General features: G+C 75.1%; 20 protein-coding genes. 8 read left to right on the top strand and 12 right to left on the bottom strand.

The annotated features are described in order from the left end of the window. Nucleotides 1–326: 326 nt before the first annotated feature. On the bottom strand, nucleotides 327–857 hold the full coding sequence (locus FHU37_RS25150; RefSeq protein WP_179816941.1) for a DUF4245 domain-containing protein: 531 nt from the start codon (nucleotides 855–857) through the stop codon (nucleotides 327–329). 132 nt (nucleotides 858–989) lie between these two features. On the opposite strand from FHU37_RS25150, the gene FHU37_RS25145 reads away from it, so the two are divergent. The 4 genes from FHU37_RS25145 to glpX all read left to right on the top strand — a co-directional run bounded on the left by FHU37_RS25145 (nucleotide 990) and on the right by glpX (nucleotide 5,380). Continuing rightward, on the top strand, nucleotides 990–1,382 hold the full coding sequence (locus FHU37_RS25145) for a TOBE domain-containing protein (protein WP_179816940.1): 393 nt from the start codon (nucleotides 990–992) through the stop codon (nucleotides 1,380–1,382). Nucleotides 1,383–1,432: 50 nt separating this feature from the next. Next, on the top strand, nucleotides 1,433–2,284 hold the full coding sequence (gene modA / locus FHU37_RS25140) for a molybdate ABC transporter substrate-binding protein (RefSeq protein ID WP_179816939.1): 852 nt from the start codon (nucleotides 1,433–1,435) through the stop codon (nucleotides 2,282–2,284). Continuing rightward, a complete protein-coding gene (locus tag FHU37_RS25135) occupies nucleotides 2,281–4,095 on the top strand; it encodes an ABC transporter permease (RefSeq protein WP_376774059.1) in 1,815 nt (604 codons plus the stop codon). The genes modA and FHU37_RS25135 overlap by 4 nt, the downstream gene beginning before the upstream one ends. A 250-nt stretch (nucleotides 4,096–4,345) precedes the next feature. Beyond that, entirely contained in the window at nucleotides 4,346–5,380 is a 1,035-nt protein-coding gene (gene glpX / locus FHU37_RS25130) for a class II fructose-bisphosphatase (RefSeq protein WP_179816938.1), read from the top strand. 151 nt (nucleotides 5,381–5,531) lie between these two features. On the opposite strand, the gene FHU37_RS25125 is transcribed toward glpX, so the two are convergent. From FHU37_RS25125 to FHU37_RS25100, 6 genes are all read right to left on the bottom strand, one after another. Next, complete coding sequence (locus FHU37_RS25125; RefSeq protein ID WP_376774075.1) at nucleotides 5,532–5,861, bottom strand: WhiB family transcriptional regulator; 330 nt, start codon at nucleotides 5,859–5,861, stop codon at nucleotides 5,532–5,534. Between the two features lie 307 nt (nucleotides 5,862–6,168). Continuing rightward, nucleotides 6,169–6,882, bottom strand: a complete 714-nt coding sequence (locus FHU37_RS25120; RefSeq protein WP_179816937.1) for a DUF1707 SHOCT-like domain-containing protein — start codon at nucleotides 6,880–6,882, stop codon at nucleotides 6,169–6,171. A 380-nt stretch (nucleotides 6,883–7,262) separates the two neighbouring features. Beyond that, nucleotides 7,263–8,660, bottom strand: a complete 1,398-nt coding sequence (locus tag FHU37_RS25115; protein ID WP_179816936.1) for a class II fumarate hydratase — start codon at nucleotides 8,658–8,660, stop codon at nucleotides 7,263–7,265. A gap of 324 nt (nucleotides 8,661–8,984) precedes the next feature. After that, the gene (locus FHU37_RS25110) at nucleotides 8,985–9,353 is read right to left on the bottom strand and encodes a DUF2267 domain-containing protein (RefSeq protein ID WP_179816935.1); all 369 of its coding nucleotides are present in this window, start codon (nucleotides 9,351–9,353) and stop codon (nucleotides 8,985–8,987) included. Between the two features lie 74 nt (nucleotides 9,354–9,427). Continuing rightward, entirely contained in the window at nucleotides 9,428–10,135 is a 708-nt protein-coding gene (locus FHU37_RS25105) for a DUF2267 domain-containing protein (protein WP_179816934.1), read from the bottom strand. A gap of 718 nt (nucleotides 10,136–10,853) precedes the next feature. Beyond that, on the bottom strand, nucleotides 10,854–12,497 hold the full coding sequence (locus FHU37_RS25100) for a fumarate hydratase (RefSeq protein WP_179816933.1): 1,644 nt from the start codon (nucleotides 12,495–12,497) through the stop codon (nucleotides 10,854–10,856). 127 nt (nucleotides 12,498–12,624) lie between these two features. Here FHU37_RS25100 and fomD point away from each other — a divergent pair, with 127 nt between their 5' ends. The 3 genes from fomD to FHU37_RS25085 all read left to right on the top strand — a co-directional run bounded on the left by fomD (nucleotide 12,625) and on the right by FHU37_RS25085 (nucleotide 15,608). Next, a complete protein-coding gene (gene fomD, locus FHU37_RS25095; RefSeq protein ID WP_179816932.1) occupies nucleotides 12,625–13,317 on the top strand; it encodes a cytidylyl-2-hydroxypropylphosphonate hydrolase in 693 nt (230 codons plus the stop codon). 432 nt (nucleotides 13,318–13,749) lie between these two features. Continuing rightward, nucleotides 13,750–14,439: a class I SAM-dependent DNA methyltransferase gene (locus FHU37_RS25090; protein WP_179817369.1), complete on the top strand. Its 690-nt coding sequence runs from the start codon at nucleotides 13,750–13,752 to the stop codon at nucleotides 14,437–14,439. An 8-nt stretch (nucleotides 14,440–14,447) separates the two neighbouring features. Further along, a complete protein-coding gene (locus FHU37_RS25085; RefSeq protein ID WP_179816931.1) occupies nucleotides 14,448–15,608 on the top strand; it encodes an ATP-binding SpoIIE family protein phosphatase in 1,161 nt (386 codons plus the stop codon). Nucleotides 15,609–15,662: 54 nt separating this feature from the next. Here the strand turns inward: FHU37_RS25085 and FHU37_RS25080 are convergent, their stop codons facing one another. Continuing rightward, complete coding sequence (locus FHU37_RS25080; protein ID WP_179816930.1) at nucleotides 15,663–16,043, bottom strand: nuclear transport factor 2 family protein; 381 nt, start codon at nucleotides 16,041–16,043, stop codon at nucleotides 15,663–15,665. A 216-nt stretch (nucleotides 16,044–16,259) separates the two neighbouring features. Between FHU37_RS25080 and FHU37_RS25075 the strand changes: the two genes are divergently transcribed. Further along, entirely contained in the window at nucleotides 16,260–17,180 is a 921-nt protein-coding gene (locus tag FHU37_RS25075) for a helix-turn-helix domain-containing protein (protein ID WP_179817368.1), read from the top strand. A 72-nt stretch (nucleotides 17,181–17,252) separates the two neighbouring features. Here the strand turns inward: FHU37_RS25075 and FHU37_RS25070 are convergent, their stop codons facing one another. From FHU37_RS25070 to phoH2, 4 genes are all read right to left on the bottom strand, one after another. Next, nucleotides 17,253–17,933, bottom strand: a complete 681-nt coding sequence (locus tag FHU37_RS25070; RefSeq protein WP_179816929.1) for a DUF1349 domain-containing protein — start codon at nucleotides 17,931–17,933, stop codon at nucleotides 17,253–17,255. 157 nt (nucleotides 17,934–18,090) lie between these two features. Continuing rightward, on the bottom strand, nucleotides 18,091–19,716 hold the full coding sequence (locus FHU37_RS27575) for an AI-2E family transporter (protein WP_218904787.1): 1,626 nt from the start codon (nucleotides 19,714–19,716) through the stop codon (nucleotides 18,091–18,093). 264 nt (nucleotides 19,717–19,980) lie between these two features. After that, the gene (locus FHU37_RS25060) at nucleotides 19,981–20,718 is read right to left on the bottom strand and encodes an aggregation-promoting factor C-terminal-like domain-containing protein (protein WP_179816928.1); all 738 of its coding nucleotides are present in this window, start codon (nucleotides 20,716–20,718) and stop codon (nucleotides 19,981–19,983) included. 541 nt (nucleotides 20,719–21,259) lie between these two features. Beyond that, nucleotides 21,260–22,591 carry an RNA 5'-3' helicase PhoH2 gene (phoH2, locus tag FHU37_RS25055; RefSeq protein ID WP_218904786.1) on the bottom strand — a complete coding sequence of 444 codons (1,332 nt, stop codon included), beginning with the start codon at nucleotides 22,589–22,591 and terminating at the stop codon, nucleotides 21,260–21,262. Nucleotides 22,592–23,285 lie beyond the last annotated feature (694 nt).

Raw genomic sequence — 23,285 nt, 5'->3', positions numbered from 1 at the left:
CCGAGTGGACCGTCACGGACGGGCCTGGACCCGTCCGGCTTGCCATTGAGGCACCGACCCCACGCGCCGTCAAGGCCGGCGGCGGCGCGGGCGGGCCGGCGTTCGACGAACACTCGACGCCGGGCGGACACTTCTGCCCACACCGAAGCCGCGAACGCCGCCATACACGACGAAAGGGGCAAACCACCACGGGTCGGCGGGTGCGCGCCGGCACCGGGCCACGGGACGGCGGGAGCCAGGGCCGTACGGCGCCCGCCGGGCGGCATCGGCCGGCCGGCGCGCGCCGGCCCTGCGGGGGCGGCGGTCCGCGTCCCCCGCCGGGTCGGTCAGGAGTGCTCCAGCGCCCCGGCCAGCTCGGCCAGCTGCTCGTACGGCGCCGTGCCCAGCACGGCCGTGGTCACCCCTTCGGCGTCCTGGCGCACCAGCCCGCGGTACCGGTCACCCTGCAGGCGGCGCCACTCCTCGCCCTCGACCACGGCGGTGCCGTCGTCCTCCCCGCCGCGCAGCACCTCGTCGAGGAAGCCCTGCTCCGGCCCGTTGGACTGCTCGACGGCGGCGTACTCCTCCTGCGGGTTGATGAACCCCAGGTGCCAGGTGGTCGCGTTCGGATCGGCGCCGTCGAACCGCACCGAGGTGGCGCGCCAGCGCTCCGGCAGCCCCTCGGGCGCCAGCACCGGGTACGGGGCGCTGCGGCGGGCCGCCTGGAGGTCCACCGTGTAGTCCACCGGCCGTACCGGGTCGGTCTCCTCGTGCGGGGCGACGGCGATCATCGCCGCCACCACGATGCCGACGGCGCCGAGCGAGAACACCATGTCCCGCACCGTCTCCCTACCGCGTTTCTTCGCCACGCCTCCCATGGTCCCCCATGGCCCCGCGCGGCCGTGCACCACCCCCTGCGACGGGAGATGACCGGCCCGATTCCCGCATCCACGAGCCCAGAATGCGGAAACCCCCGCATACGCCAGGCATTCAGGCCCTAGCCTTGGCACATGCCGAACTACCGAATCGGCCGCGCGGCGCAGCTGCTCGGCGTGAGCCCCGACACCCTGCGGCGCTGGGCCGACGCCGGCCGGCTGCCCACCACCCGCGAACAGCACGGGCACCGGGTGGTGGACGGCGCCGACCTCGCCGCCTTCGCGGTCCGGCTGGCCGCCGAGGGCGCCACCGAGATCGAGCGGACGTCCTCGCCGCGCAACGCCTTCCCCGGCATCGTCACCCGGGTGGTGCTCGGCGACGTGGCCGCCCAGGTGGAGATCCAGGCCGGCCCGCACCGGGTGGTCTCGCTGCTCACCCGGGAGGCCGTGGAGGAGCTGGGGCTGGAACCGGGGGTCGAGGCGATCGCCTCGGTGAAGTCCACCGACGTCTTCGTGAGGCTCCCATGACCGGTGAGGTTTCCCTGGCCGGTGAGGCTCCCATGGCCGGTGAGGCTCCCATGACCGGTGAGGCTCGCGTGACCGCCCACCCGCTCCCCCGCCGGCGCCGACGGAGCCGGCGGGGCCCGGCCGCGGCGGCCGGCGCGCTGGCGACGGCCCTGCTGGCCGCCGCCGTCACCGGCTGCGCGGCCGACCCCGGCGCCGCGGGCGCGGCCTCGGGGAGCGACGGTGGCGCCCAGGGCGCCACGCTGACCGTGCTCGCCGCCGCCTCGCTCACCGACGCCTTCACCGAGCTGGGCGAGACCTACCGGGCGGACCACCCGGGCGCCGAGGTGACCTTCTCCTTCGCTGGCTCCCAGGCGCTGGCCGCGCAGATCGAGCAGGGCGCGCCGGCCGACGTCATCGCCACCGCCGACACCGCCACCATGGACCGGCTGGAGGCGGCGGACCTGGTCGGCGAACCCGCCGTCTTCGCCCGCAACGAGCTGGCGGTGGTCGTCCGGCCCGGCAACCCGGAGGGGATCACCGGCCTGGCCGACCTGGCCCGGGACGACCTGGACGTGGTGCTGGCCGCGCCGGAGGTGCCCGCGGGCGGCTACGCCCAGCAGGCGCTGACGGCGGCCGGGGTGTCGGTCACCCCGCGCTCGCTGGAGCAGGACGTCCGCTCCGTGCTGACCCGGGTCCGGCTGGGCGAGGCGGACGCGGGCATCGTCTACCGCACGGACGCCGTCGCGGCCGGCGAGGAGGTGACCCGCGTGGACGTCCCGGCCGAGCAGAACGTCAGCGCCGCGTACCCGGCGGCGACCGTGCGCTCCGGTGACCATCCCGAGGCGGCCCAGGAGTTCGTGGACTGGCTCAGCGACGCGGAGGCCCAGGACGTCCTGCGCGAGTACGGCTTCACCGCCCCGTGAGCGGCCACCACCCCTCCTCCGCCCGGGACGCCGACCGGAGGGCCGCCGACCACGACGAGCAGGCCGGGCTGGCCGGGCGGGACGAGCAGGCCAGGCTGGCCGAGCAGGCCGGCCGGGCGGAGCGCCCGTCCGGAGGGCCCGGCGGGCCGGCCACGAGCTGGGCACCGCCCGGCGCCGCGCCGCTGCCCAGCCCTGCGCCGCTGCCCGGCCCCGCCCGGGTCCGGCCGCCCGCGCTGCTGCTGGTCCCCGCGCTGCTGGCGCTGCTCCTGGTGGTGCTGCCGCTGGCCGGGCTGCTGGTGCGCGCGCCGTGGCGGGAGCTCGGTGGGCTGCTCGCCGATCCCACGGTGCTCCAGGCGCTGCAGGTCTCGCTGTGGTGCTCCTTCGGCGCGGTGGCCGCCGCCCTGCTGCTCGGGGTCCCGCTGGCCTGGCTGCTGGCCCGGGTGGAGTTCCCGGGCAAGGGGCTGGTGCGGGCAGTGGTGATGCTGCCGCTGGTGCTCCCGCCGGTGGTCGGCGGGGTGGCGCTGCTGCTGGCCTTCGGGCGCAACGGCCTGCTCGGCGGGGTGCTGGAGTGGCTCGGGGTGCGGCTGACCTTCTCGCTGCCGGGCGCGGTGCTGGCGGCGGCGTTCGTCGCCCTGCCGTTCCTGGTGCTCTCGGTGGAGGGGGCCCTGGCCGGGCTGGACCGCCGTTACGAGGAGGCCGCCGCCAGCCTGGGCGCCCGACCGCTGCGGGTGTTCGCGACCGTGGTGCTGCCGCTGGTGGGCCCGGCGGTGGCGGCCGGTGCCGCGCTGGCCTGGGCGCGGGCGCTCGGCGAGTTCGGAGCCACCATCACCTTCGCCGGCAACCTGCCCGGCGCCACCCAGACCCTGCCGCTGGCGGTCTACCTGATGCTGCAGCAGGATCCGGACGCGGCGGTGGCGGTCAGCCTGCTGCTGCTCGCCGTCTCCGCGGCCGTGCTGGTGGCGCTGCGCGGCCGGTGGGTCTCGCCGCTGGGCGCCGCGACGCGGCGCGGGCTCGGCCGGCGCGGGCGCGGCGGGCGTGGCGGGCGCGACGGGCGCGGCGGGGCGGACGATCGGCGACCGTCCTCGGAGCCGTCGGCCCCCTCCCCCTCCCCCTCCCCCTTCCCCATCGCTCCGCCCGCCCGCCCGTCCCCCCGTTCGCTTGCCGGCCGGCCCGCCTCCTCCGCGCCGCCCGTCGCCCTCCGGGTGCGGACGGAGGGGCTGCTCACCGCCGAGCTCACCGCCGCCCCCGGGGAGGTCGTCGCCGTGCTCGGCCCCAGCGGCGCCGGCAAGACCACGCTGCTGCGCGCGCTCGCCGGCCTGCCCGCGCCCGCCCGGGCGACCGTGGAACTGGACGGGGTCCGGTTGGACGGGCTGGCGCCACACGCCCGGCCGGTCGGCTGGGTGCCGCAGGACGGGGCGCTCTTCCCGCACCTGAACGCGGTGGAGAACGTCGCCTACGGGCCGCGGGCGGCCGGGGTACCGCGCGCGGACGCCCGCCGGCGGGCCGAGGAGTGGCTGCACCGGCTGGGCCTGGCCGACCTCGCGGCGCGTCGGCCCGGCGAGCTCTCCGGCGGCCAGGGCCAGCGGGTCGCGCTCGCCCGCGCGCTGGCCCGGCGGCCCCGGTTGCTGCTGCTCGACGAACCGCTGTCCGCCCTGGACCCGGCCACCCGGAGCGCGGTGCGGGAGGAGCTGGCGGCGCACCTGAGGGCGTTCGACGGCGTGTGCCTCCTGGTCACCCACGACCGCGCCGACGCCGAGGCCCTGGCCGGCCGGGTGGTGTGGGTGGACGGCGGGCGGCTGACCGACGGCTGAGCGACCGCGATCGGCGGCCGGGCCACGGCCGATCGGTGGCTGGGGGCGGCTGATCGGCGGCCGGGGGCGGCTGAGCGACGGCCGGCGGGCGGGGAGCGCGGGGCCGGTCGCACCGCCGGTGGGGTCCCGCGCACCCGGCCCGCGCCCGGGGTGACCAGTTCGCGCCACGCCAACCCTTGCCGTAATCGCACGTGGGTACGATCCAAGCACCCTCAAACCGGCCTCGACGTACAGAAAGGTACGGCAGGCGATGACCGAACAGCACGCCCTCCCACCGCAACTCGAAGTTGCCCCGGAGGCCCCCGACCGCAACCTGGCCCTCGAACTCGTGCGGGTGACCGAGGCCGCCGCCATGGCCGCCGGCCGCTGGGTCGGGCGTGGGGACAAGAACGGCGCGGACGGCGCGGCCGTCAACGCCATGCGCACCCTCGTCCAGACCGTGTCGATGAACGGCGTCGTCGTCATCGGCGAGGGCGAGAAGGACGAAGCCCCGATGCTCTACAACGGCGAGCGGGTGGGCGACGGGACCGGCGCGGAGTGCGACGTCGCCGTGGACCCGATCGACGGCACCACGCTGACCGCCAAGGGCATGGCCAACGCGCTGTCCGTGCTGGCCGTCGCCGAGCGCGGCTCGATGTTCGACCCGTCCGCCGTGTTCTACATGGAGAAGCTGGTCACCGGCCCGGAGGCGGCGGACGCCGTGGACATCGAGGCGCCCGTCGCCGCCAACATCCGGCGGGTCGCCCGGGCCAAGCGGGGCACCCCGGAGGACGTCACGGTCGTCATCCTGGACCGCCCCCGCCACGAGCGGATCGTGCGGGAGATCCGGGAGACCGGCGCCCGGATCAAGTTCATCTCCGACGGCGACGTGGCCGGCGCGATCGCCGCCGTCCGCGAGGGCACCGGCGTGGACCTGCTGCTCGGCATCGGCGGCACCCCGGAGGGCATCATCACCGCCTGCGCCGTCAAGTGCCTCGGCGGGACGATCCAGGGCCGGCTGTGGCCGCGGGACGACGAGGAGCGCGCCAAGGCGGTGGAGGCCGGGCACGACCTCAGCCGGGTGCTGACCACCGACGACCTGGTCACCGGCGACAACGTGTTCTTCGTCGCCACCGGGATCACCGGCGGCGACCTGCTGCCGGGCGTGCGCTACCGCGCCGAGAAGGCGTACACCAGCTCGCTGGTGATGCGCTCCAAGAGCGGGACGATCCGGCAGATCGACAGCGAGCACCAGCTGCGCAAGCTGCGCGCCTACAGCGCCATCGACTTCGAGCACGCCCGCTGACCCACCTCGGCCGGCGGCGCCCCTGGGGTGCCGCCGGCCGAGCATCGGGCTGCCGGCCGGGCGGACGGCCCGACCGGCCTGGCGATCGTTCCGCGGGATCGTTCCGCGCGACCGGCCAGCGATCGTTCCGCGCGACCGGCCCGGCGATCGGTCAGCCGGCGGCGGCGTGCACCTCGCTGGCACGCCTCCTGCGGCGCCGGGAGAGCAGCACCCGGCGTTCGGCCGCCGTCAACCCGCCCCACACGCCATAGGGCTCCGGCTGCGACAGCGCGTGCTCCCGGCAGTCCAGCAGCACCGGGCAGCGTCCGCACACCCGCTTCGCGCTCTCCTCCCGGGAGAGCCGGGCCGCGGTCGGCTCCTTGGAGGGCGCGAAGAACAGCCCCGCCTCGTCGCGCCGGCACGCGGCCTCCAGGTGCCAGGCACCCGGCTGCGGCGATTCGGTGCGGCGGGACGCCTGACCGGGAATGCCCCCGCCCGTCAGGGGGAGCAACGACCCGCGGGCGGTCGCGAGCGGCGTGGACCCGGGTGAGGACTCCCCGGGGCCGTCGAACGGATGCGGCACGGCACACTCCTGAGGCAGCTCGGCGGACTGCTCGCCGCTGCGCCGCCTGCCCCCGCACATGCGCGGGCACGCGCCGGCACGCGCTGGCGGTCGCACGCGACTCGACGCACAACGGCGTGATCTGAGCCTTACCCGGACCGAACCTCATCTATGCGCCACGCAGCTGACATCAAGTCAGTTGCTTGCTCCGCGGCGAGGCCCCGCCGCACCCCTCGGCGCGGGCCGCTCAGCCGCCGCCGTGCAGCCTGCGCCACCACTCCTTCAGCTGCGCGCCCAGCGCCCGCTTGACCGCGACGCCGCCGAAGATGGCCGTGCCGGTGATCCGCACCACCGGCCCGCCGGGGATGTCGGAGACGTACTCGCGCACCTCGAACCCGCCGAAAACGGCCACGCCCCCACTGCGCTGGACGGAGACGTTCTCCGGCACCTTGATCTCCACGCCGCCGAAGATCGCGCAGACCCGGATCTCCACCTCGCGGGCCTCCAGCACGGACTGGGTGAGGTCCAGCTCCACGCCGCCGAAGATCGCCACCACGTTGGTGAGCGCCGGGACGCGCCAGCGCCCGCTGCGGTTGGCGCCGCCGAAGATCGCCACGATGTTGGGCGACGTCTTCGGCGGCAGCGGCTCCACCGGCTCGTGCGGGGCGGGCGCGGCGGTGGGTTCGGCGAGCGGCACGGACTGCACGCCGGGCCGCCACGGACCGACCGGCAGGTCGCCGGTGAGCGGCGCGAGCTCCCGGCCCGTCCTGGCCTGGAAGGCCGCCTCCAGGCGCTCGGCGAACTCCTCCTGGTTCAGCCGCCCCTCCGCGTAGGCGTCCCGCAGCAGCTCCGCGACGGCGTCCCGATCGGCGTCGGAGACCCGCAGATCCAGCGCAGGATCGTGCGACCGCGCCACCTTGGCGGGCTTGTGGGGAGTCGGGTTCTCAGGGCTGTCGTCCACGGGGAGACCATAGCCACCGGCGGGCGCGCCGACACCCTCCCTGAGGAGGGGCACGGCCCGGAGTTCCCCCGGGATCCCCGACGGGGAACACCGGAAACACCCCCAGGGGGCCCGAAGGGGGACCCCCTTGTTTCCACGCTCTCACAGAAGTGATCAGCGGCGGGAGTCCCCCGTTCGAGCCTGTGGATAACCCGTGGCCCACGGGGCGTCGGGCATCTCCTGTTCCGGGCGCTACGGGTGCTGCCGAGGTGATGGGCGGGGCCGGGCGTTACGGGTGCTGCGGAGGTGACAGATGCGTTCAGAGGTGACGCCGAACCACCCGCGAGCCACGGCCGATCCGCTCGCCACGGCAGGCCCGCGGGCCACGGCAGGCCCGCCGGCTACGGGTGGGTCATCCCCAGGACGTCCAAGGCGGCGTCGAGCTGCTCCTCGGTGAGCTTGCCCTGCTCCAGGTAGCCGCGGGCGATCACCACCTCGCGGATGGTCCGCCGCTCCGCCAGCGCCTGCTTGGCCACCTTCGCCGCCTCCTCGTACCCGATGTAGCGGTTCAGCGGCGTCACCACCGAGGGCGACGACTCGGCGTACTCGCGGGTCCGCTCCACGTCCGCCTCGATGCCGTCCACGCACCGGTCGGCGAGCAGCCGCGAGACGTTGGCGAGCAACCGGATCGACTCCAGCAGGTCCCGCGCCATCACCGGCATCGCCACGTTCAGCTCGAAGGAGCCGGTGGAGCCGGCGAAGGCGATCGCCGCGTCGTTCCCGATCACCTGCGCGGCCACCATCACGGCCGCCTCCGGGATCACCGGGTTGACCTTGCCCGGCATGATCGACGACCCCGGCTGGAGGTCCGGCAGCCGGATCTCAGCCAGCCCGGTCCGCGGCCCGGAACCCATCCAGCGCAGGTCGTTGCTGATCTTCACCAGCCCGACCGCGATGGTCCGCAGCTGCCCGGACGTCTCCACCAGCCCGTCCCGCGCCCCCTGCGCCTCGAAGTGGTCGCGCGCCTCGGTCAGCGGCAGGCCGGTCTCCCCGGCCAGGACCTCGATGACCCGGGCGGCGAACCCCGGCGGGGTGTTGATGCCGGTGCCGACGGCCGTGCCGCCGAGCGGCAGCTCGGCCAGCCGCGGCAGCGACGCGCGCAGCCGTTCGATCCCGTAGCGGATCTGCGCCGCGTAGCCGCCGAACTCCTGCCCGAGGGTTACCGGGGTGGCGTCCATCAGGTGCGTACGGCCGGACTTGACGACGTCCCGGAACTCCTCCGCCTTGCGCTCCAGGGCGGCGGCCAAGTGCTCCAGCGCCGGAACCAGGTCGTTCACCACCGCGGAGGTGGCGGCGACGTGCACCGAGGAGGGGAAGACGTCGTTGGAGGACTGGCTGGCGTTGACGTGGTCGTTGGGGTGCACCGGTCGGCCCAGGCGCTCGGTGGCCAGCGTCGCCAGCACCTCGTTGGTGTTCATGTTCGAGGAGGTGCCGGAGCCCGTCTGGAAGACGTCCACCGGGAAGTGGTCGTCCCAGCGCCCCTCCGCCACCTCCGCGGCCGCGGCCCGGATGGCCTCGGCCATGTCCGCCTCCAGCACGCCGAGTTCGGCGTTGACCACGGCCGCCGCCGACTTGATCCGGGCCAGCGCCTCGATGTGGGCGCGCTCCAGCCGCTGGCCGGAGATCGGGAAGTTCTCCACGGCCCGCTGGGTCTGGGCGCGCCACTTCGCGGCGGCGGGCACCCGGACCTCGCCCATCGAGTCGTGCTCCACGCGGTACTCGCCGTGCTGCTCTGCCATGCCGTCCCGCCTCCACGATGAGGAAGTCGCCAGTTGCTTCGCGCGGGTCCCGGGCCCGTGTCCGTGCTCCGTGTCCACGCCACGGGAGCGGAACCGTCCTCGTCGATTGTCACGGCTCGGGCGGCGCCCGCAGCCCGACACCACCGCGGCGGTGGGGTGAGTCGCGTCTCACCGCGCGGGCGGCCCTCACGCGGCGGTGACGTGCCGTCACGGAACGCGGAGCAGAGGGGGTGGCGTTGCCGGGGGTGGCGTTGACGGGGGGGCGTTGACGGAGGCCGTGGGCGGCTGGCCGCGGCGGTCGGACGCCCCTTCGGCCGTGCGGTGTCAGGTGATCACCGGGGCGTACTCGCGCGGGAGCTGGGCCACCACGTGCGCGAACTCCCCCTCGGCGACCGACTCGTGGATCACCGCGAGCACCGCCCGCGCCGCCGTCCGGGCCTGCTCCCGGTCGACGCCCGCCCGGTCGCCGACCCGGGCCAGGAACTCGTCCAGCCCGAACCGCTCGGCGAGCGGATCCGGCACGGTGAGCGGGGCCTCCAGTTCGCTGGGCAGTTGTGCGGCGAGGTCCATGGCCTCGTCGCCGCTCAGCCGCTCGGCGAGGGTCCGCAGGGTCGCGTCGGTGAGGACCTTGGCCTGCTCGCGCGACACGTCGGCGCGGCGCGCGACGACGCTGATGAACTCGTCGTACCTCATGTGTTCTCCGTCCTCGACGGGCCGGGGTTCAGGAGCTTCGGAAGCCGGACCGGGCTGGTGCGGGCTGCGCGGATTCAGCCGCCGGAGCCGATGGCCTCGACGGCGGCGTCGACCCGCTCGGCCGTGAGCACGTCCAGCTCGGTCACCCCGTCCACCGAGCGGGTGTGGCAGACGAAGGTGACGCCGTCGTCGGTCACCTCGTGGTCCGGTGGATGGTGCAGGTCCCGGGTGTCCCGCTCGATCCGGTTGAGCAGGGGGCGCACCCGGTCCAGCGGCAGTCCCACCGACCGGACCAGCCGGTGGCGGTCCCCGCTCCACCCGGTCAGCCGGTCCAGCACGTCCGCCACGTCGGCGTCGCTGAGCACGGCCGGGGCGTTGGTGGCGGCGTTGCTGCGGGCCGGCATCGGGTCGGGGGCCTGGAACAGCGGCGCGTAGTCGTCGGGGAGGGCGCGGCGCAGCTCCGCCGCCGCCTCCGGGGCGCCCTCGGCGATTTCGGAGAGCACGGCCTGGGTGAGCCGCAGGGCGCGCTCCGGTGACACCCGCAGGTGGTCGGCGACGTCCCGCAGGAAGCGGATCACGTCCGCGTCGGCGGGCGGGACGATCGCCCACGCCGCGTCGCGCTCCGGCCCCGGGAGGACCCGCTGGAGGCGCACGCGCAGGGGCGGGTCCAGGCGGATGGCGAGGACGCCCAGCACGGTGCGCACCACCGACTGGACGGCATCGGTGTTCGGCAGCCCGGCCCGGGAGGCGATCCGGTGGACCAGCTTCTCGTGGATGATCATCGTGCCTCCTGCTCACTCGGGCGTGGCACGGTGGCGCGCCCCGCGCCCCGCCGCGTTCGGCATCACCGGCTACCCGAGGCGGGGCGTTCCATTCCGCCTCCCCAGGCTTGGGCGGGGCGGGCCGGAGGGCGCCGGGTGGCGGGTCGGGTGGGGTGGGGTGGGGCGCCAGGCGGAGTGCGGGCAGCTGGCGGGGTGGGGGTTGGGCCGGCGGGCGGGATGCGTTGGGGGGTGGGGGTTGGGGGTTGGGGGCCGGCGCGGGCGGGGTGGAGGACGGCGAAGGAGCGACCGAGTTCTCCACAGGACGGGAGAACCCCCTTGCGGGGCGAGCCGATGGCGGGCTACCCCTGGTGACAAGGGGGGCGCTGGGTCATCCACAAGGCAGAAGTTCCCCCTTGCGAAGTCAGCTCACGGCGCGCTACCCCTGGTGACAAGGGGGGTGCTTGGTTGTCCACAGGGCGCGGGTATGCCCCTTGCGCGCCGTGCCCATCTGGAGTACCCGGCGCCAGTTCCGCGGGTACCCGGCCCCAGTTCCGCGCCACTCGGTGGATTCCACGGTGATGGGCCAGAGCCGGCCGCCGGCCCCGGGGCCCCAGCCGCACGCCGGAAACCCCGAGGGCCCCGGCAGGAGACCGGGGCCCTCGGGAGCGCACCACGCGCAGCGGATCCGCCGCGACAGCCGCGACGGATCCGCCCCTGCACCCGACGTATCAGCGACGAATCAGCCGCGACGGCCGATGGTCAGCAGCGGGCCGGTGGTGTCGGCGAAGAAGTCGTTGCCCTTGTCGTCGACGACGATGAACGCCGGGAAGTCCTCCACCTCGATCTTCCAGACGGCCTCCATGCCCAGCTCCGGGTACTCCAGCACCTCCACCGAGCGGATGCAGTCCTGGGCGAGCCGGGCGGCCGGGCCGCCGATGGAGCCCAGGTAGAAGCCGCCGTGCGCCTTGCAGGCGTCGGTGACCTGCTGCGAGCGGTTGCCCTTGGCCAGCATCACGAAGGAGCCGCCGGCGGCCTGGAACTGCTCCACGTAGGAGTCCATCCGGCCGGCCGTGGTGGGGCCGAACGAGCCGGAGGCGTAGCCCTCGGGGGTCTTGGCGGGGCCGGCGTAGTAGACGGCGTGGTCGCGCAGGTACTGCGGCATCGGCTCGCCGGCGTCCAGCCGCTCCTTGATCTTGGCGTGGGCGATGTCCCGGGCCACCACCAGCGGGCCGGTGAGCGACAGCCGGGTCTTGACCGGGTAGCGGCTGAGCTCGGCCCGGATCTCGTCCATCGGCCGGTTCAGGTCGATCCGGACGACGTCGCCGTCCAGCTGCTCGTCGGTGGTCTCCGGCAGGTAGCGGGCCGGGTCGGTCTCCAGCTGCTCCAGGAAGACGCCCTCGGCGGTGATCTTGCCCAGTGCCTGGCGGTCGGCGGAGCAGGAGACGGCGATGGCCACCGGGCAGGAGGCGCCGTGCCGGGGCAGCCGCACCACGCGCACGTCGTGGCAGAAGTACTTGCCGCCGAACTGGGCGCCGATGCCGATCTTCTGGGTGAGTTCGAAGACCTGGGCCTCCAGCTCCAGGTCCCGGAAGCCGTGGCCGAGCGGGGAGCCGGCGGTCGGCAGCGCGTCGAGGTAGTGCGCGGAGGCGTACTTGGCGGTCTTCAGCGCAAACTCGGCGGAGGTGCCGCCGACCACGATGGCGAGGTGGTAGGGCGGGCAGGCGGCGGTGCCCAGGGAGCGGATCTTCTGCTCCAGGAAGCGCAGCATGGCCGTCTCGTTCAGGACGGCCTTGGTCTCCTGGTAGAGGAAGGACTTGTTGGCGCTGCCGCCGCCCTTGGCCATGAACAGGAACTTGTAGGCGTCGCCGTCGGTGGCGTAGAGCTCGATCTGGGCGGGCAGGTTGGTGCCGGTGTTGCGCTCGTCCCACATGGTCAGCGGGGCCATCTGGGAGTAGCGCAGGTTCAGCCGGGTGTAGGCGTCGTACACGCCGCGGGCGATGGCCTCGTCGTCCCGGCCGGCGGTGAGCACGTTCTGCCCGCGCTTGCCCATCACGATGGCGGTGCCGGTGTCCTGGCACATCGGCAGCACGCCGGCCGCCGCGATGTTGGCGTTCTTCAGCAGGTCCAGGGCGACGAAGCGGTCGTTGGGGGACGCCTCGGGGTCGTCCAGGATGCGGCGCAGCTGACCGAGGTGGGCCGGCCGGAGCAGGTGGGAGATGTCGTGGATGGCGGTCTCGGTGAGCAGCCGCAGCGCCTCGGGCTCCACCTGCAGGAAACGGCGCCCGCCCGCCTCGACGGTGCTGACTCCCTCGCTGGTGACCAGTCGGTAGGGGGTGTCGTCCTCCCCCAGCGGCAGCAGGTCCGTGTAGGCGAAGTCGGGCATGGCAGGTGTTCCTCCGGTCCAGGGGTTCGGCGGCGGCGGCCGCCGCCAGCCTAGATGGGCGCCCGACACCGCAGCGTGTGGGGTGCGCCACGGCCGTGGGCGCCGGGCGTCCTCATAGGATCGCGGCATGACGACCGTGGACACCCCGCACCCCACCACCGGCGGCGAGGACGACGGCGCCGGGCGGCAGTACTGGCGGCCGGGGCAGCAGATCCTGTGGCGCTACTACGGCGACGGAAGCGAGCGGGTGCTGGACTGCCGCCCGATGACGGTGGTCGAGGACACCCCGGAGCAGTTGGTCGCCTGGCTGGCGCCGGACACGCCGCTGATGCGCCCGCTCACCGAGGACGGCCGCAGCGTGCGGGAGCTGCCGCTGGCCGACCGCTTCCGGGTGCCGCGGCGGGCCACGCCGTCGACCTGGCACGGCACGGGTGTGCTCAAGGTGCTGCGTCCTGGCGAGCCGTGGTCGGTGTGGCTGTTCTGGGAGCCGGGCTGGGTGTTCAGCGGGTGGTACGTCAACCTGGAGACGCGCCACCACCGCTGGTCGCTGGGCGTGGACCAGGAGGACCAGGTGCTAGATCTGTGGGTGCGCGCGGACGGCGGCTGGGAGTGGAAGGACGAGGACGAGCTGGAGTCGGCGCACGCCGCCGGCCGGTTCGACGAGGCGGACGTGGCGCGCATCCGCCGCTCCGGGGAGCGCGCGCTGGAACTGGTGCGGCGCTGGGGAGCCCCGTTCGACCAGGGATGGCGCGAGTGGCGCCCCGACCCGTCCTGGCCGGTCCCGGCCCTGCCCGCGGACTGGGACCGTCCGGGGCGGTGATCGGCGGGCGGTGAGCCCTCGCCCCCGGGGGGCGTGCGCCCGAGTCCTCGAACCCGGGGGCGGGCGGTGGGCGGGCGGCGGCGTGGGCGTGGCAGCCGGACAACCGGATGCTGTCGTTCCGGTTCCGTTATCGGATCGAGCCGTCAGCTTGACTCCACGGACAATCCCGCTGGACCGCCCCACGGCCTAGGCTCCCTTCCGTTAGCGTTCGGTCCAGGACCGGGGGCGATCCGCTCAGCTTCGTCGTGTCGATCGGCGTGTCCGCCTCCGGGCCTCCGGCGGTGCCGACACGACCGGGTGGCCAGCCCGGGTTGGACACCGCCGTCCTTCCCAGCGAGAGGTCGGCGAGCAGGCGTGGATAACCCGACGCGGAGCACTCCGCGGTCCCTGGACGGCACCCTCCCCCTCGGCGCGGAGGACACCGACGGCGATGTGCCCGGCCCCGCCGGCGGCGGCGCCGTCGACGCCGGCGCCCCGCGGCCGGACCGCCGCGGGCAGGCCGAGGCGTTCGACGCCATCGGCGACCGCTACGACGAGGCGTTCCCGCACAAGGCGGGGCAGATCGCGGCCGGCTCCTGGCTGGCCGGGGAACTCTCCCCGGGCGGCCTGGTGCTCGACGTGGGCTGCGGCACCGGCGTGCCGACGGCCCGCCAGCTCGTCGACGCCGGCCACCGCGTGGTGGGCGTGGACATCTCCGAGGGCATGCTGAACCTGGCCCGCAAGGCCGTCCCGGAGGCCCGCTTCGAGCGGGTGGACATCGCCGACCTCGGCCGGGCCGAGGTCGCCGCCGGCCTCGGCGCGCCCTTCGACGCGGCCACGGCCTTCTTCTCCCTGCTGATGCTGCCCAGGGCGGAGATCCCCGGGGCGCTGCGCACGGTGCACGGCCTGCTGCGTCCGGGTGGGCTGTTCGCCCTGTCCATGGTGGAGGCGGACGTGGACTACGTGCCGATCCCCTTCCTCGGCACCCGGATACGGGTCAGCGGCTACCTCCGCGAGGAGCTGCGCGCGCTGGTCGAGGAGGCCGGCTTCACGGTGCTGCACGAGTCCGCCGCCAGCTACGCCCCGCTCGGTTCGGACACCGCCCCGGAAGTCCAGGTCTTCCTGCACTGCGGCCGGCGGTGAGCCGCCACGTGCGCGTCGAGACCGGACACGGGGACCGCACCGGCGACGGCACGGCCGAGCTGCTCCAGCGCATCCTGCTGCCCGGCCGGCTGCCCGACGCCGCGGGGCTGCGCACCGCCCACCGCTACCTGCCGGCCGACCGGACCACCGGGGTGGGCGGCGACTGGTATGACGCCGTGCCGATGGTGGGCGGACGGACCGCGCTGGTGGTCGGGGACGTCATGGGGCACGGCCCGGCCTCCGCGGCGGTGATGGGCCAGCTGCGCACCACCACGCAGACCCTCGCCATGCTGGACCTGCCCCCGGTGGAGGTGCTGCACCACCTCGACGAGCAGGCGCAGCGGCTGGGCGAGGGGCACCTGTCGACCTGTCTGATGGCGGTCTACAGCCCGGCGTCGGGCCGGTGCGAGCTGTCCAACGCCGGCCACGTGCCCGCCGTGTGGCTGCACGCGGACGGCCGCAGCGAGCTGCTGCGGCCCCCGCCCGGGCTGCCGATCGGGGTGGGCGGGACGGCCTTCGAGCAGTTGGACGTGTTCACCCGCCCGGGGGACGTGCTGGTGCTGGTCACCGACGGCGTGGTGGAGACCAGGGCGCGGGGGGCCGAGGAGGGCCTGGAGGAGCTGCGTTCCTGGCTGGCAGTGAGCGCGGGGGCGCCGCCGGAGGGGCACCTGCCGGCGGCTCCGGGGTTCCGCTGGCCCAGCCCGGAGGAGCTGTGCCAGGCGGCGCTGGACACCCTGCGCCGTGGGCCGCGGGACGACGACGCCGCGCTGCTGGTGGCCGCGCTGGACGGCGTGCCGGCCCGGGACATGGCGCGCTGGGCGCTGACGCCGGACGCCCGCGCGGCCTCCGCGGCGCGCCGCCTGGTCCGCCGCACGCTGGGCGAGTGGGGCCTGGGCGACCTGTCGGACGCCACCCAGCTGGCCGTCAGCGAACTGGTCACCAACGCCGCCCGCTACGCGCGGGGCCCGGTGACGCTCTACCTGCACCGCGGCGAGGGGATGCTGCGGTGCGAGGTGGGCGACGACGACCCGCGCCTGCCGCGCCGGCGGTTCGCCGACGCGGACGAGGAGCACGGCCGCGGGCTGGCCCTGGTGTCGCTGGTGGCCTCCCGTTGGGGGAGCTCCCGGGCGCAGGGCGGCAAGGTGGTCTGGTTCGAGCTGGACGGCTGACGGCAGAAGTCCGGCGGCCGACCGCCGAAGTCCGGCGGCCGACGGGCCGGCGGTTCAGGCGCCGGCCGGCACCCGGTCCAGGAAGCCGTAGACCTGCCGCAGCCGGCCGTCCGGGCCGGTGACTGCGACGTCGAAGCCGACCACCACCGGCTCCGCGTCCGCGTCGCCGGCCGGCGCCAGCTCCCAGCCGAAGCGGGCGGTGTTGTGGTGGCCGTCCACGGCGCGGCCGGGCCGGAACTCCAGGCCCGGGAACTGCTGCTGTACCGCGCCGATCAGCTCGGCCACCGCCGCCGGGCCGGTGACGTCGGCGAGCGGGTCGGTGTAGCCGCCGTCCTGGGCCCACAGCTCGCTGACGGCCGCCAGTCGGCGGTCCGCGTCGGTCTCGTTCCAGGCGGCGATGTAGCGGTCGACCAGGGCGTCGAAGTCGATGTTCACGGGGGTTCCCCTTCCTCGGTGGCGGTGTGCGCGGCCCCGGCGGGGCGGCGACACCACGACTCTCCCAGCGCGGCCGGGACCGGTCGATTCCCTCCCAGGTAATGCGGCATGACGGCCGGTAGGCTGCCTGCGGTCGAGGCGCGGCGGGTGGCGCCGGCCGGGGAGGGCCTGATGGTGGATCTGACGATCGGACGGGTGGGGCACGGCGCGCGGGCGATGACCGGGCCGGGCGGTAGGGCGGCTGCGGGCGCGCGGCCCGGTGGTGGCGGGCCGGCGGGCAGGTCGACCGGCAGGGCGGCGGGCGGGACGCCCGCCGGCGACGGGGCGGTGGACGAGCGGGCGGCGGGCGGCCCCCGGGTGGGCGCGCTGCTGCGGCACTGGCGGACCAGGCGGCGGCTCACCCAGCTGGAGCTGGCGCTGCGCGCGGAGACCTCCGCCCGCCACCTGAGCTTCGTGGAGACCGGCCGCTCGCAGCCGAGCCGGGAGATGCTGCTGCGGCTCGCCGAGCAGCTGGACGTCCCGGTGCGGGAGCGCAACGCCCTGCTGGTGGCCGGCGGCTTCGCCCCCAGCTACCCCGCCACGCCGCTGGACGACCCGGTGATGGCGCCGGTCCAGGAGGGCGTGCGGCGGCTGCTGGACGCCTACGCCCCCTATCCGGCGCTGCTCTTCGACGGCGGGTACGACGTGCTGGCGGCCAACTCCGGCGTGGCGCTGCTGCTGGAGGGGGTGGATCCGGAGCTGCTGCGCCCGCCGATGAACGCGGTGCGGCTGTCCCTGCATCCGCGCGGGCTGGCGCCGCGCATCCGCAACCTGGGGCAGTGGCGGGCGCACCTGCTGGACCGGGTGGAGCGTCAGATGGTGCTGCGGGACTCGGCGCGGCTGCGCCGGCTGTACGAGGAGGTGCGGCACTACCCGGCGCCCGAGCCGGAGGTGTCCGGGCCCTACGGCTCGGCGGGGGTGGGCGCCGGAGAGCTGGCGCTGCCGATGCGGATCCGGTGCGGCGACGCCGAGCTGGCGTTCCTCTCCACCGCGACCACCTTCAACACGCCGATGGACGTGACCGTCTCGGAGCTGGCGATCGAGACCTTCCTGCCGGCCGACGCGGCCACCGCCGAGGCGCTGGCGGCCCACCGCTGAGCCCGCGCGGCACACCGGCGCGCCGTCGACCGGCCGGCGCCGGGCGCGCCGGCCGGTCCGGTGCGGCGGGGGTCAGCTGCCGTCGCGCAGGTCGGCGAGCGTGGCGCGGGTGAACCGCACCTGGTCGAAGGTGGCCCGGCAGCCTTCCCCGGTGGGCGACTGCGCCATGAAGCCCGCCCGCGGCTGGTCCGTCTCCGGCGTCCCGGCGCCGTCGCGCGTGGCGTCGCCGTCGCCGTCGAGCCGGAAGTAGCGGACGAACTCCCAGCGCTCGCCGTCGGTGGAGGCGTGGAAGGCGAAGGCCGCGCCGGTCCGGGAGACCCGCAGCCAGACGGTGTCGCCCTCGACGTGGAAGGCGTTGGCGTCGTCGGAGGCGCCGTGGCGGGTGACCACCGAGACGACCATCGGTCGGTGCTCGGGCGAGTACTCGAAGCACAGCTTGGCGTAGCGGTCCTCGCCGGCGTACAGCACGAGCACCCCGGCGTCGTAGGTCGCGGCGAAGTCGACCCGCACCCGGGCGAGGAGCTGGTAGTCGCCGGGGCCGGGGGCGAAGGTCAGCGCCCGCGCGTCGTGGAACAGCGCCTTCCCGGCGGGGTCGGCGAACCAGTCGGTGCGCGGCCCGGCGGCCAGGGTGAGGCTCGCCGCGTCGGCGTCGGCGACGCCGGCCGGCACCGCGCCCTCCACCGCGTCCGCCGGCGCCGAGGGCGTCCAGCGGGGCGTCTCGGGAAGGTGGGCGGTGGCGGCGAACTGCTCCATGGGTTCTCTCCCGGACGTGGGCGGTGGCGCCGTGAGGGAGGCGTCAGGTTCTCCCCCACGGCGCGCCAAGCCAATCAGCCGCCCACGGAAGCGTCAATATCGAACACGATTCGACGGACGGGTGTGTGCGAAGGGGGACCCTCGGGACGCGTTCGGCTCACTCGCGGTCGGTCGGCGGGGCGGGGCGACCGCCGCCGGACGGCGTGTCGCGTTCGGAACCGCCGGACGCGCCGCCGGACACGCCGCCGGTCGTGCCGCCGCCCGGTGCCTCCCCGGGGCGCGCGGGCCCGGTGGTCGTACCGCCGCCACCGCCCGCATCACCGGCACCGCCCGCACCGCCCTTGCCCGCCGCACCGCGCGGGCCGCCGGCAGTCCCCGCCCCGCCGGTCGGCGGCGGACCGACCCGCACCAGGGCGCCCTCCAGCGGAGCCACGGCGGTGGCGGTGTGCGGCACCTCGCCCGCGTAGTGCGCCCGCAGGTACAGCACGCAGGTGTTCAGCACCGCCACCAGCGGCACCGCCACCACCGCTCCCCCGATCCCGGCGACCAGCGTGCCGGCCGAGACGGCCAGCACCACCGCGAGGGCGTGCACCTTGACCGCCCGGCCGAGGATCAGCGGCTGGAGCAGGTGCCCTTCGATCTGCTGCACGCCCAGCACCACCGCCAGCACCAGCAGCGCGGTGACCGGGCCGTCGGTGACCAGGCCGACGGCGACCGCGACGGCGCCGCTGACCGTGGCACCGACCAGCGGCACGAAGGCGCCCAGGAAGATCAGCACCGCCAGCGGCACGGCCAGCGGCACGCCGAGGATCTGGATCCCGACGCCGATGAAGAGGGCGTCGATGAAGGCGACCATCACCGTCCCGCGCACATAGCGGGTGAGGGTGAACCAGGCGCGCGGCCCCATGCCGCGCAGCGCCTCGTGGGTGCCGCGCGGGAAGAGCATCACGCACCAGCGCCAGATCCGGTCACCGTCGTAGATCAGGAAGAAGGTGATGAAGGCGGCCAGCACCATGCCGGTGAGCACGTCGATGGCGACCGCGACGGTGCTCACCCCGAAGCTGGTCAGCCGCTCCTGGTTGCTGCCGACGGCCTCGCCGATCTGGTCGACGAAGTCGGTGAGCTGCTGCTCGGTCAGGTGCAGCGGGCCGGAGACCATCCAGTCCCGCAGCTGTTCGATGGCGTCCTGCACCCGGCCGGTCAGCTCGTCGATGTTGTCCTCGACCTGCCAGCCGACGAACCACCCCACCAGCCCGACGCAGGACAGCCCGCCGATGAACGTTATCGCGGCGGCCGGCGCCCGCGGGATGCCGAGCTTGCGCAGCCGCAGCACGGTCGGCTGGAGCAGCGCGGCCAGCAGCAGCGCCACCACGAAGGCCAGCACCACCAGCTGCAGGATGGTGATCAGGCGCAGCAGGACGTAGAGGGCGGCGGCGATGACCACCAGCCGCCAGGCGATCTCCGCGGTGACCCGCATGCCCCAGGGCACCGCCTCGGCGGGGGCGCGCTCCCGGACCGGCGTCGGCGCGCCGGGGGCGGCGGGCCGGCCGTGCTCCCGTCCCGGCGCGGCGCCGTGGTCGCCGGCCGCTTCGTCGGCGGCGGCCGGGTAGGGCCCGGCGTCGGGGCGCGCCGCGGCGGCCGGGCGGTCGCCGCCCGGTTCGCCCTCGTCGATGCCCCTGAGGTAGCCGCCGGCCAGTTCCCGGCGGCGCCTCTCCAGCCGCGCGCCCGCCCAGGCCCCGATCGCGGCAGCCAGCCCGGAGCCGAAACGGCCCACCCGCGCCATAGCCCTGCTCCGTCCGTGATGTCGGATTCCACGTCACGGTATCGCCCCGAGCACGATCCGCCGGGGTGAACCTTTCCCGTGTGGGGCTGCTTATCCCCGAGGGGCACGAACGAGCCCCGGTGCCGGAACGTTCCGGCACCGGGGCTCGGTGGAGTCACGCCCGGCGCGAACCGGGGGCGTGGCAGGCGTGCGGGGCGGGGCTCGCCTGGCGCGGTCGGCACCTGCGGGCCGCCGACCGGCCCGGACGGCGGCCGCGGGGGCGGCTCAGTACCAGTGGTTGGCCTGCCAGAACTGCCAGGCGCCGCACGGGCTGCCGTAGCGGCCGTTCATGTAGTCCAGGCCCCAGCGGATCTGGGTCTCCGGGTTGGTCTGCCAGTCGGCGCCGTGCGAGGCCATCTTGCTGCCCGGCAGCGCCTGCACGAGGCCGTAGGCGCCGGAGGACGGGTTCTGCGCGGTGTAGTTCCAGCCGCTCTCGCGGGTCACGATGTTGCTGAAGCACTGGAACTGGGTGGCGTCGCCGATGATCGACTGCGCCATCGCCTGGACCTCGGCGACGCTGTAGCTGCCGCCACCGGAGGAGCCGGAGCCGACGTCGGAGCGGCTCTCCGAGCGGCTGGCCTCCTCCGCGGCGGCGCGGGCCGCGGCGGCCTCGGCGGCGGCGGCCTCCTCGGCCCGGCGGCGCTCCTCGGCGAGGCGGCGCTCCTCCTCGGCCTTCTTGCGGGCCGCCTCCTCGGCGGCCGCGCGGCGCGCGGCGTCCTCGGCCGCCTGCTTGGCGGCCTCCTCGGCGCTGGCCGCCTGTGCCTCGGCCTGCCGAACGACGTTGTCACTGACGAGCTGGGCCTGGTTGCCCGCGGGGATGTCCGCCAGGAGCGTGGCGTCGGCGACCTCGATCGCCTGCGCCTGGTTCACCTGGTCACCGGTGTTGAGACCGACGACCGCCCCCATGGCGGTCACCGCGGTGGCCGAGACCACCGCGATTCCCCGGACCGAGATCCGGCTCACTCGCAATCCTTCCGACGGCGCCCGCGGCGGCTGGCCCGCGCGGACGGGTTGAGCCCCTGGCACTGGCCGCGACGGCGGGAGCGGGATGGTGCGGCGCGCTCCTACGAGCCGTCGGCGGCACGGGCCCGGCGCATCCACGACGGGGACGCTTCGTTCTCGGGCGGCATACGGCTGATCCCGTGTTCAGTTCTGACGTGCACTCAAAGTGACGGATCGGTGGCCCGACCGTCAGCTCTCGCCGTATGCGGGGCCTGACAGAACCCAAACTGTGCCCCACGCGCGTCCGGGAGCGCAATTCCCCTAGGGGTGTCGAACATCACACGGGCCGTGTCCTGGAACGTCCGACGCGAGGTCCTGTGATCTTGCTCCCGACTCGGTAACGTGCCGAGTTTCCGTCACCGGGCCCACTTGGCCGGGCATGCGCGGGGGAGGCGCCCCGACGGATCGGGACGCCTCCCCACTCGGACGGTCCGCGCGAAAAGTCCCCCGAAAGGGGACGGCGCCGGTTGACGGCGACGCCCCGTGGGGCGGACCGGCCCGGTCAGCGCGGGAAGTCCTCCAGCATCTCGGTGACCAGCGCGGCGATCGGCGAACGCTCCGACCGGGTGAGCGTGACGTGCGCGAACAGCGGATGCCCCTTCAGCTTCTCCACCACCGCCACCACGCCGTCGTACCGGCCCACCCGCAGGTTGTCGCGCTGCGCCACGTCGTGCGTGAGCACCACCTTGGAGTTGGAGCCGATCCGGGACAGCACGGTGAGCAGCACGTTCCGCTCCAGCGACTGCGCCTCGTCGACGATCACGAAGGCGTCGTGCAGCGAGCGGCCGCGGATGTGGGTGAGCGGCAGCACCTCCAGCATGCCGCGCTCCACGACCTCCTCGATCACCTCGGCGCTGGTCACCGCCGACAGCGTGTCGAAGACCGCCTGCGCCCAGGGGTTCATCTTCTCGCTCTCGGTGCCCGGCAGGTAGCCGAGCTCCTGCCCGCCCACCGCGTACAGCGGCCGGAACACCATCACCTTGCGGTGCTTGCGGCGCTCCAGCACCGCCTCCAGGCCGGCGCACAACGCCATCGCCGACTTGCCGGTGCCGGCCCGTCCGCCGAGCGAGACGATGCCGATGTCGTCGTCGAGCAGCAGGTCCAGGCCGATCCGCTGCTCCGCGCTGCGGCCGTGCAGGCCGAACGCCGAGCGGTCGCCGCGCACCAGCCGCACCGCGCCGTCCGCGGTGACCCGCCCCAGCGCCTTGCCGCGCGTGGAGACCAGGGTCAGGCCGGTGTGCACCGGCAGGTCCTCCGCCTCCGGCAGCCGCAGCCGCTCCTCGGCGAAGAGGGTGTCCACCTGCTCCGCCGTCACCTGGAGCTCGGCCATCCCGGTCCAGCCGGAGGTCACCGCCAGTTCGGCCCGGTACTCCTCGGCGAGCAGGCCGACCGCGCTCGCCTTGATCCGCATCGGGAGGTCCTTGGAGACGACGGTGACGTCGTACCCCTCGGCCTGGAGGTTGCGGGCGACCGCCAGGATCCGGTCGTCGGCGCTGGACCGGCCGGCCTCGCTCAGCCGGAAGCCCGGGGGCAGCACCGAGGGGTCGGAGTGGTTGAGCTCGACCCGGAGGGTGCCGCCCAGTTCGCCCACCGGTATCGGCGCGTCCAGTCGGCCGTACCGGACGCGGAAGTCGTCCAGCATGCGCAGCGCCTGCCGCGCGAAGTACCCCAGTTCTGGGTGGTGCCGCTTGGCCTCCAGCTCGGAGACCACCACCACCGGGAGCACCACCTCGTGCTCCTCGAACCGGACCATCGATCCGGGATCGGACAGCAGCACGCTGGTGTCCAGGACATAGGTGCGCCGATCGCTGCCTCGCCGGCTCTTCATGGCCATCACGTGTGGACGTACCCCCTTGCGGGGCGCGCACCCGCGCCCGGAATGACTCCGCCTGGCGCCGCGGTCCTCCGCCCCGCCCTTCCTCTTCGCCTCCGCCGCAGGTCGGGCGGGAGGTGGCGGAGGGCGGGAGGGGGCCAGGCACACGGGCCCGGACCGTCCGCGGGCACGCCACACCCCGGGACCGTGGGGATCCCGGTGGTCGGCGGGGTCGGGGACGGCGACGGCACAGCGCGGAGTGGAACGAGGAACCGGGCACCGGCCCGAGGGCCGGGTGCCGACCCTCGTGGACGCCGCGCTTCGGGACGGTTGGAGCCGAAGAGCACGGAGGGGCCTCCCGGACGGACGGCCCTGTCGCCGCCCGTTACCGCGGCGCCGCCGCCCCGTCCGCCGACGGGCGGGGTGGTCGGAGGTGGCGAACCACCCCCACAGTGGCGGGCGTTCCGCCCGGCGCCGGTCACGATCCCTCTATTCCCCGGTGCCGCTGACGGCATGCTCGATGAATCGAACCGTCGACCTAACGACACCCCGAGTTCACTGGCGCACCAACTCGCCCAGGCCAGGCGGGTGGTGGGGCGGCGCGGCGGCCGGGACGTCGCCATGTCGACCTGGCGACGTGTCCGCTCCCGGGCGTGTCGGCCCCCCCGGGAGCCGCGTCCGGGCCGGGTGTGCCGGCGTGCCGGCGTGTCGGCGT

This window comes from Allostreptomyces psammosilenae (assembly GCF_013407765.1).
Taxonomy (GTDB): Bacteria; Actinomycetota; Actinomycetes; order Streptomycetales; family Streptomycetaceae; genus Allostreptomyces; species Allostreptomyces psammosilenae.
This window is presented reverse-complemented; position numbering and strand designations above follow the sequence as displayed.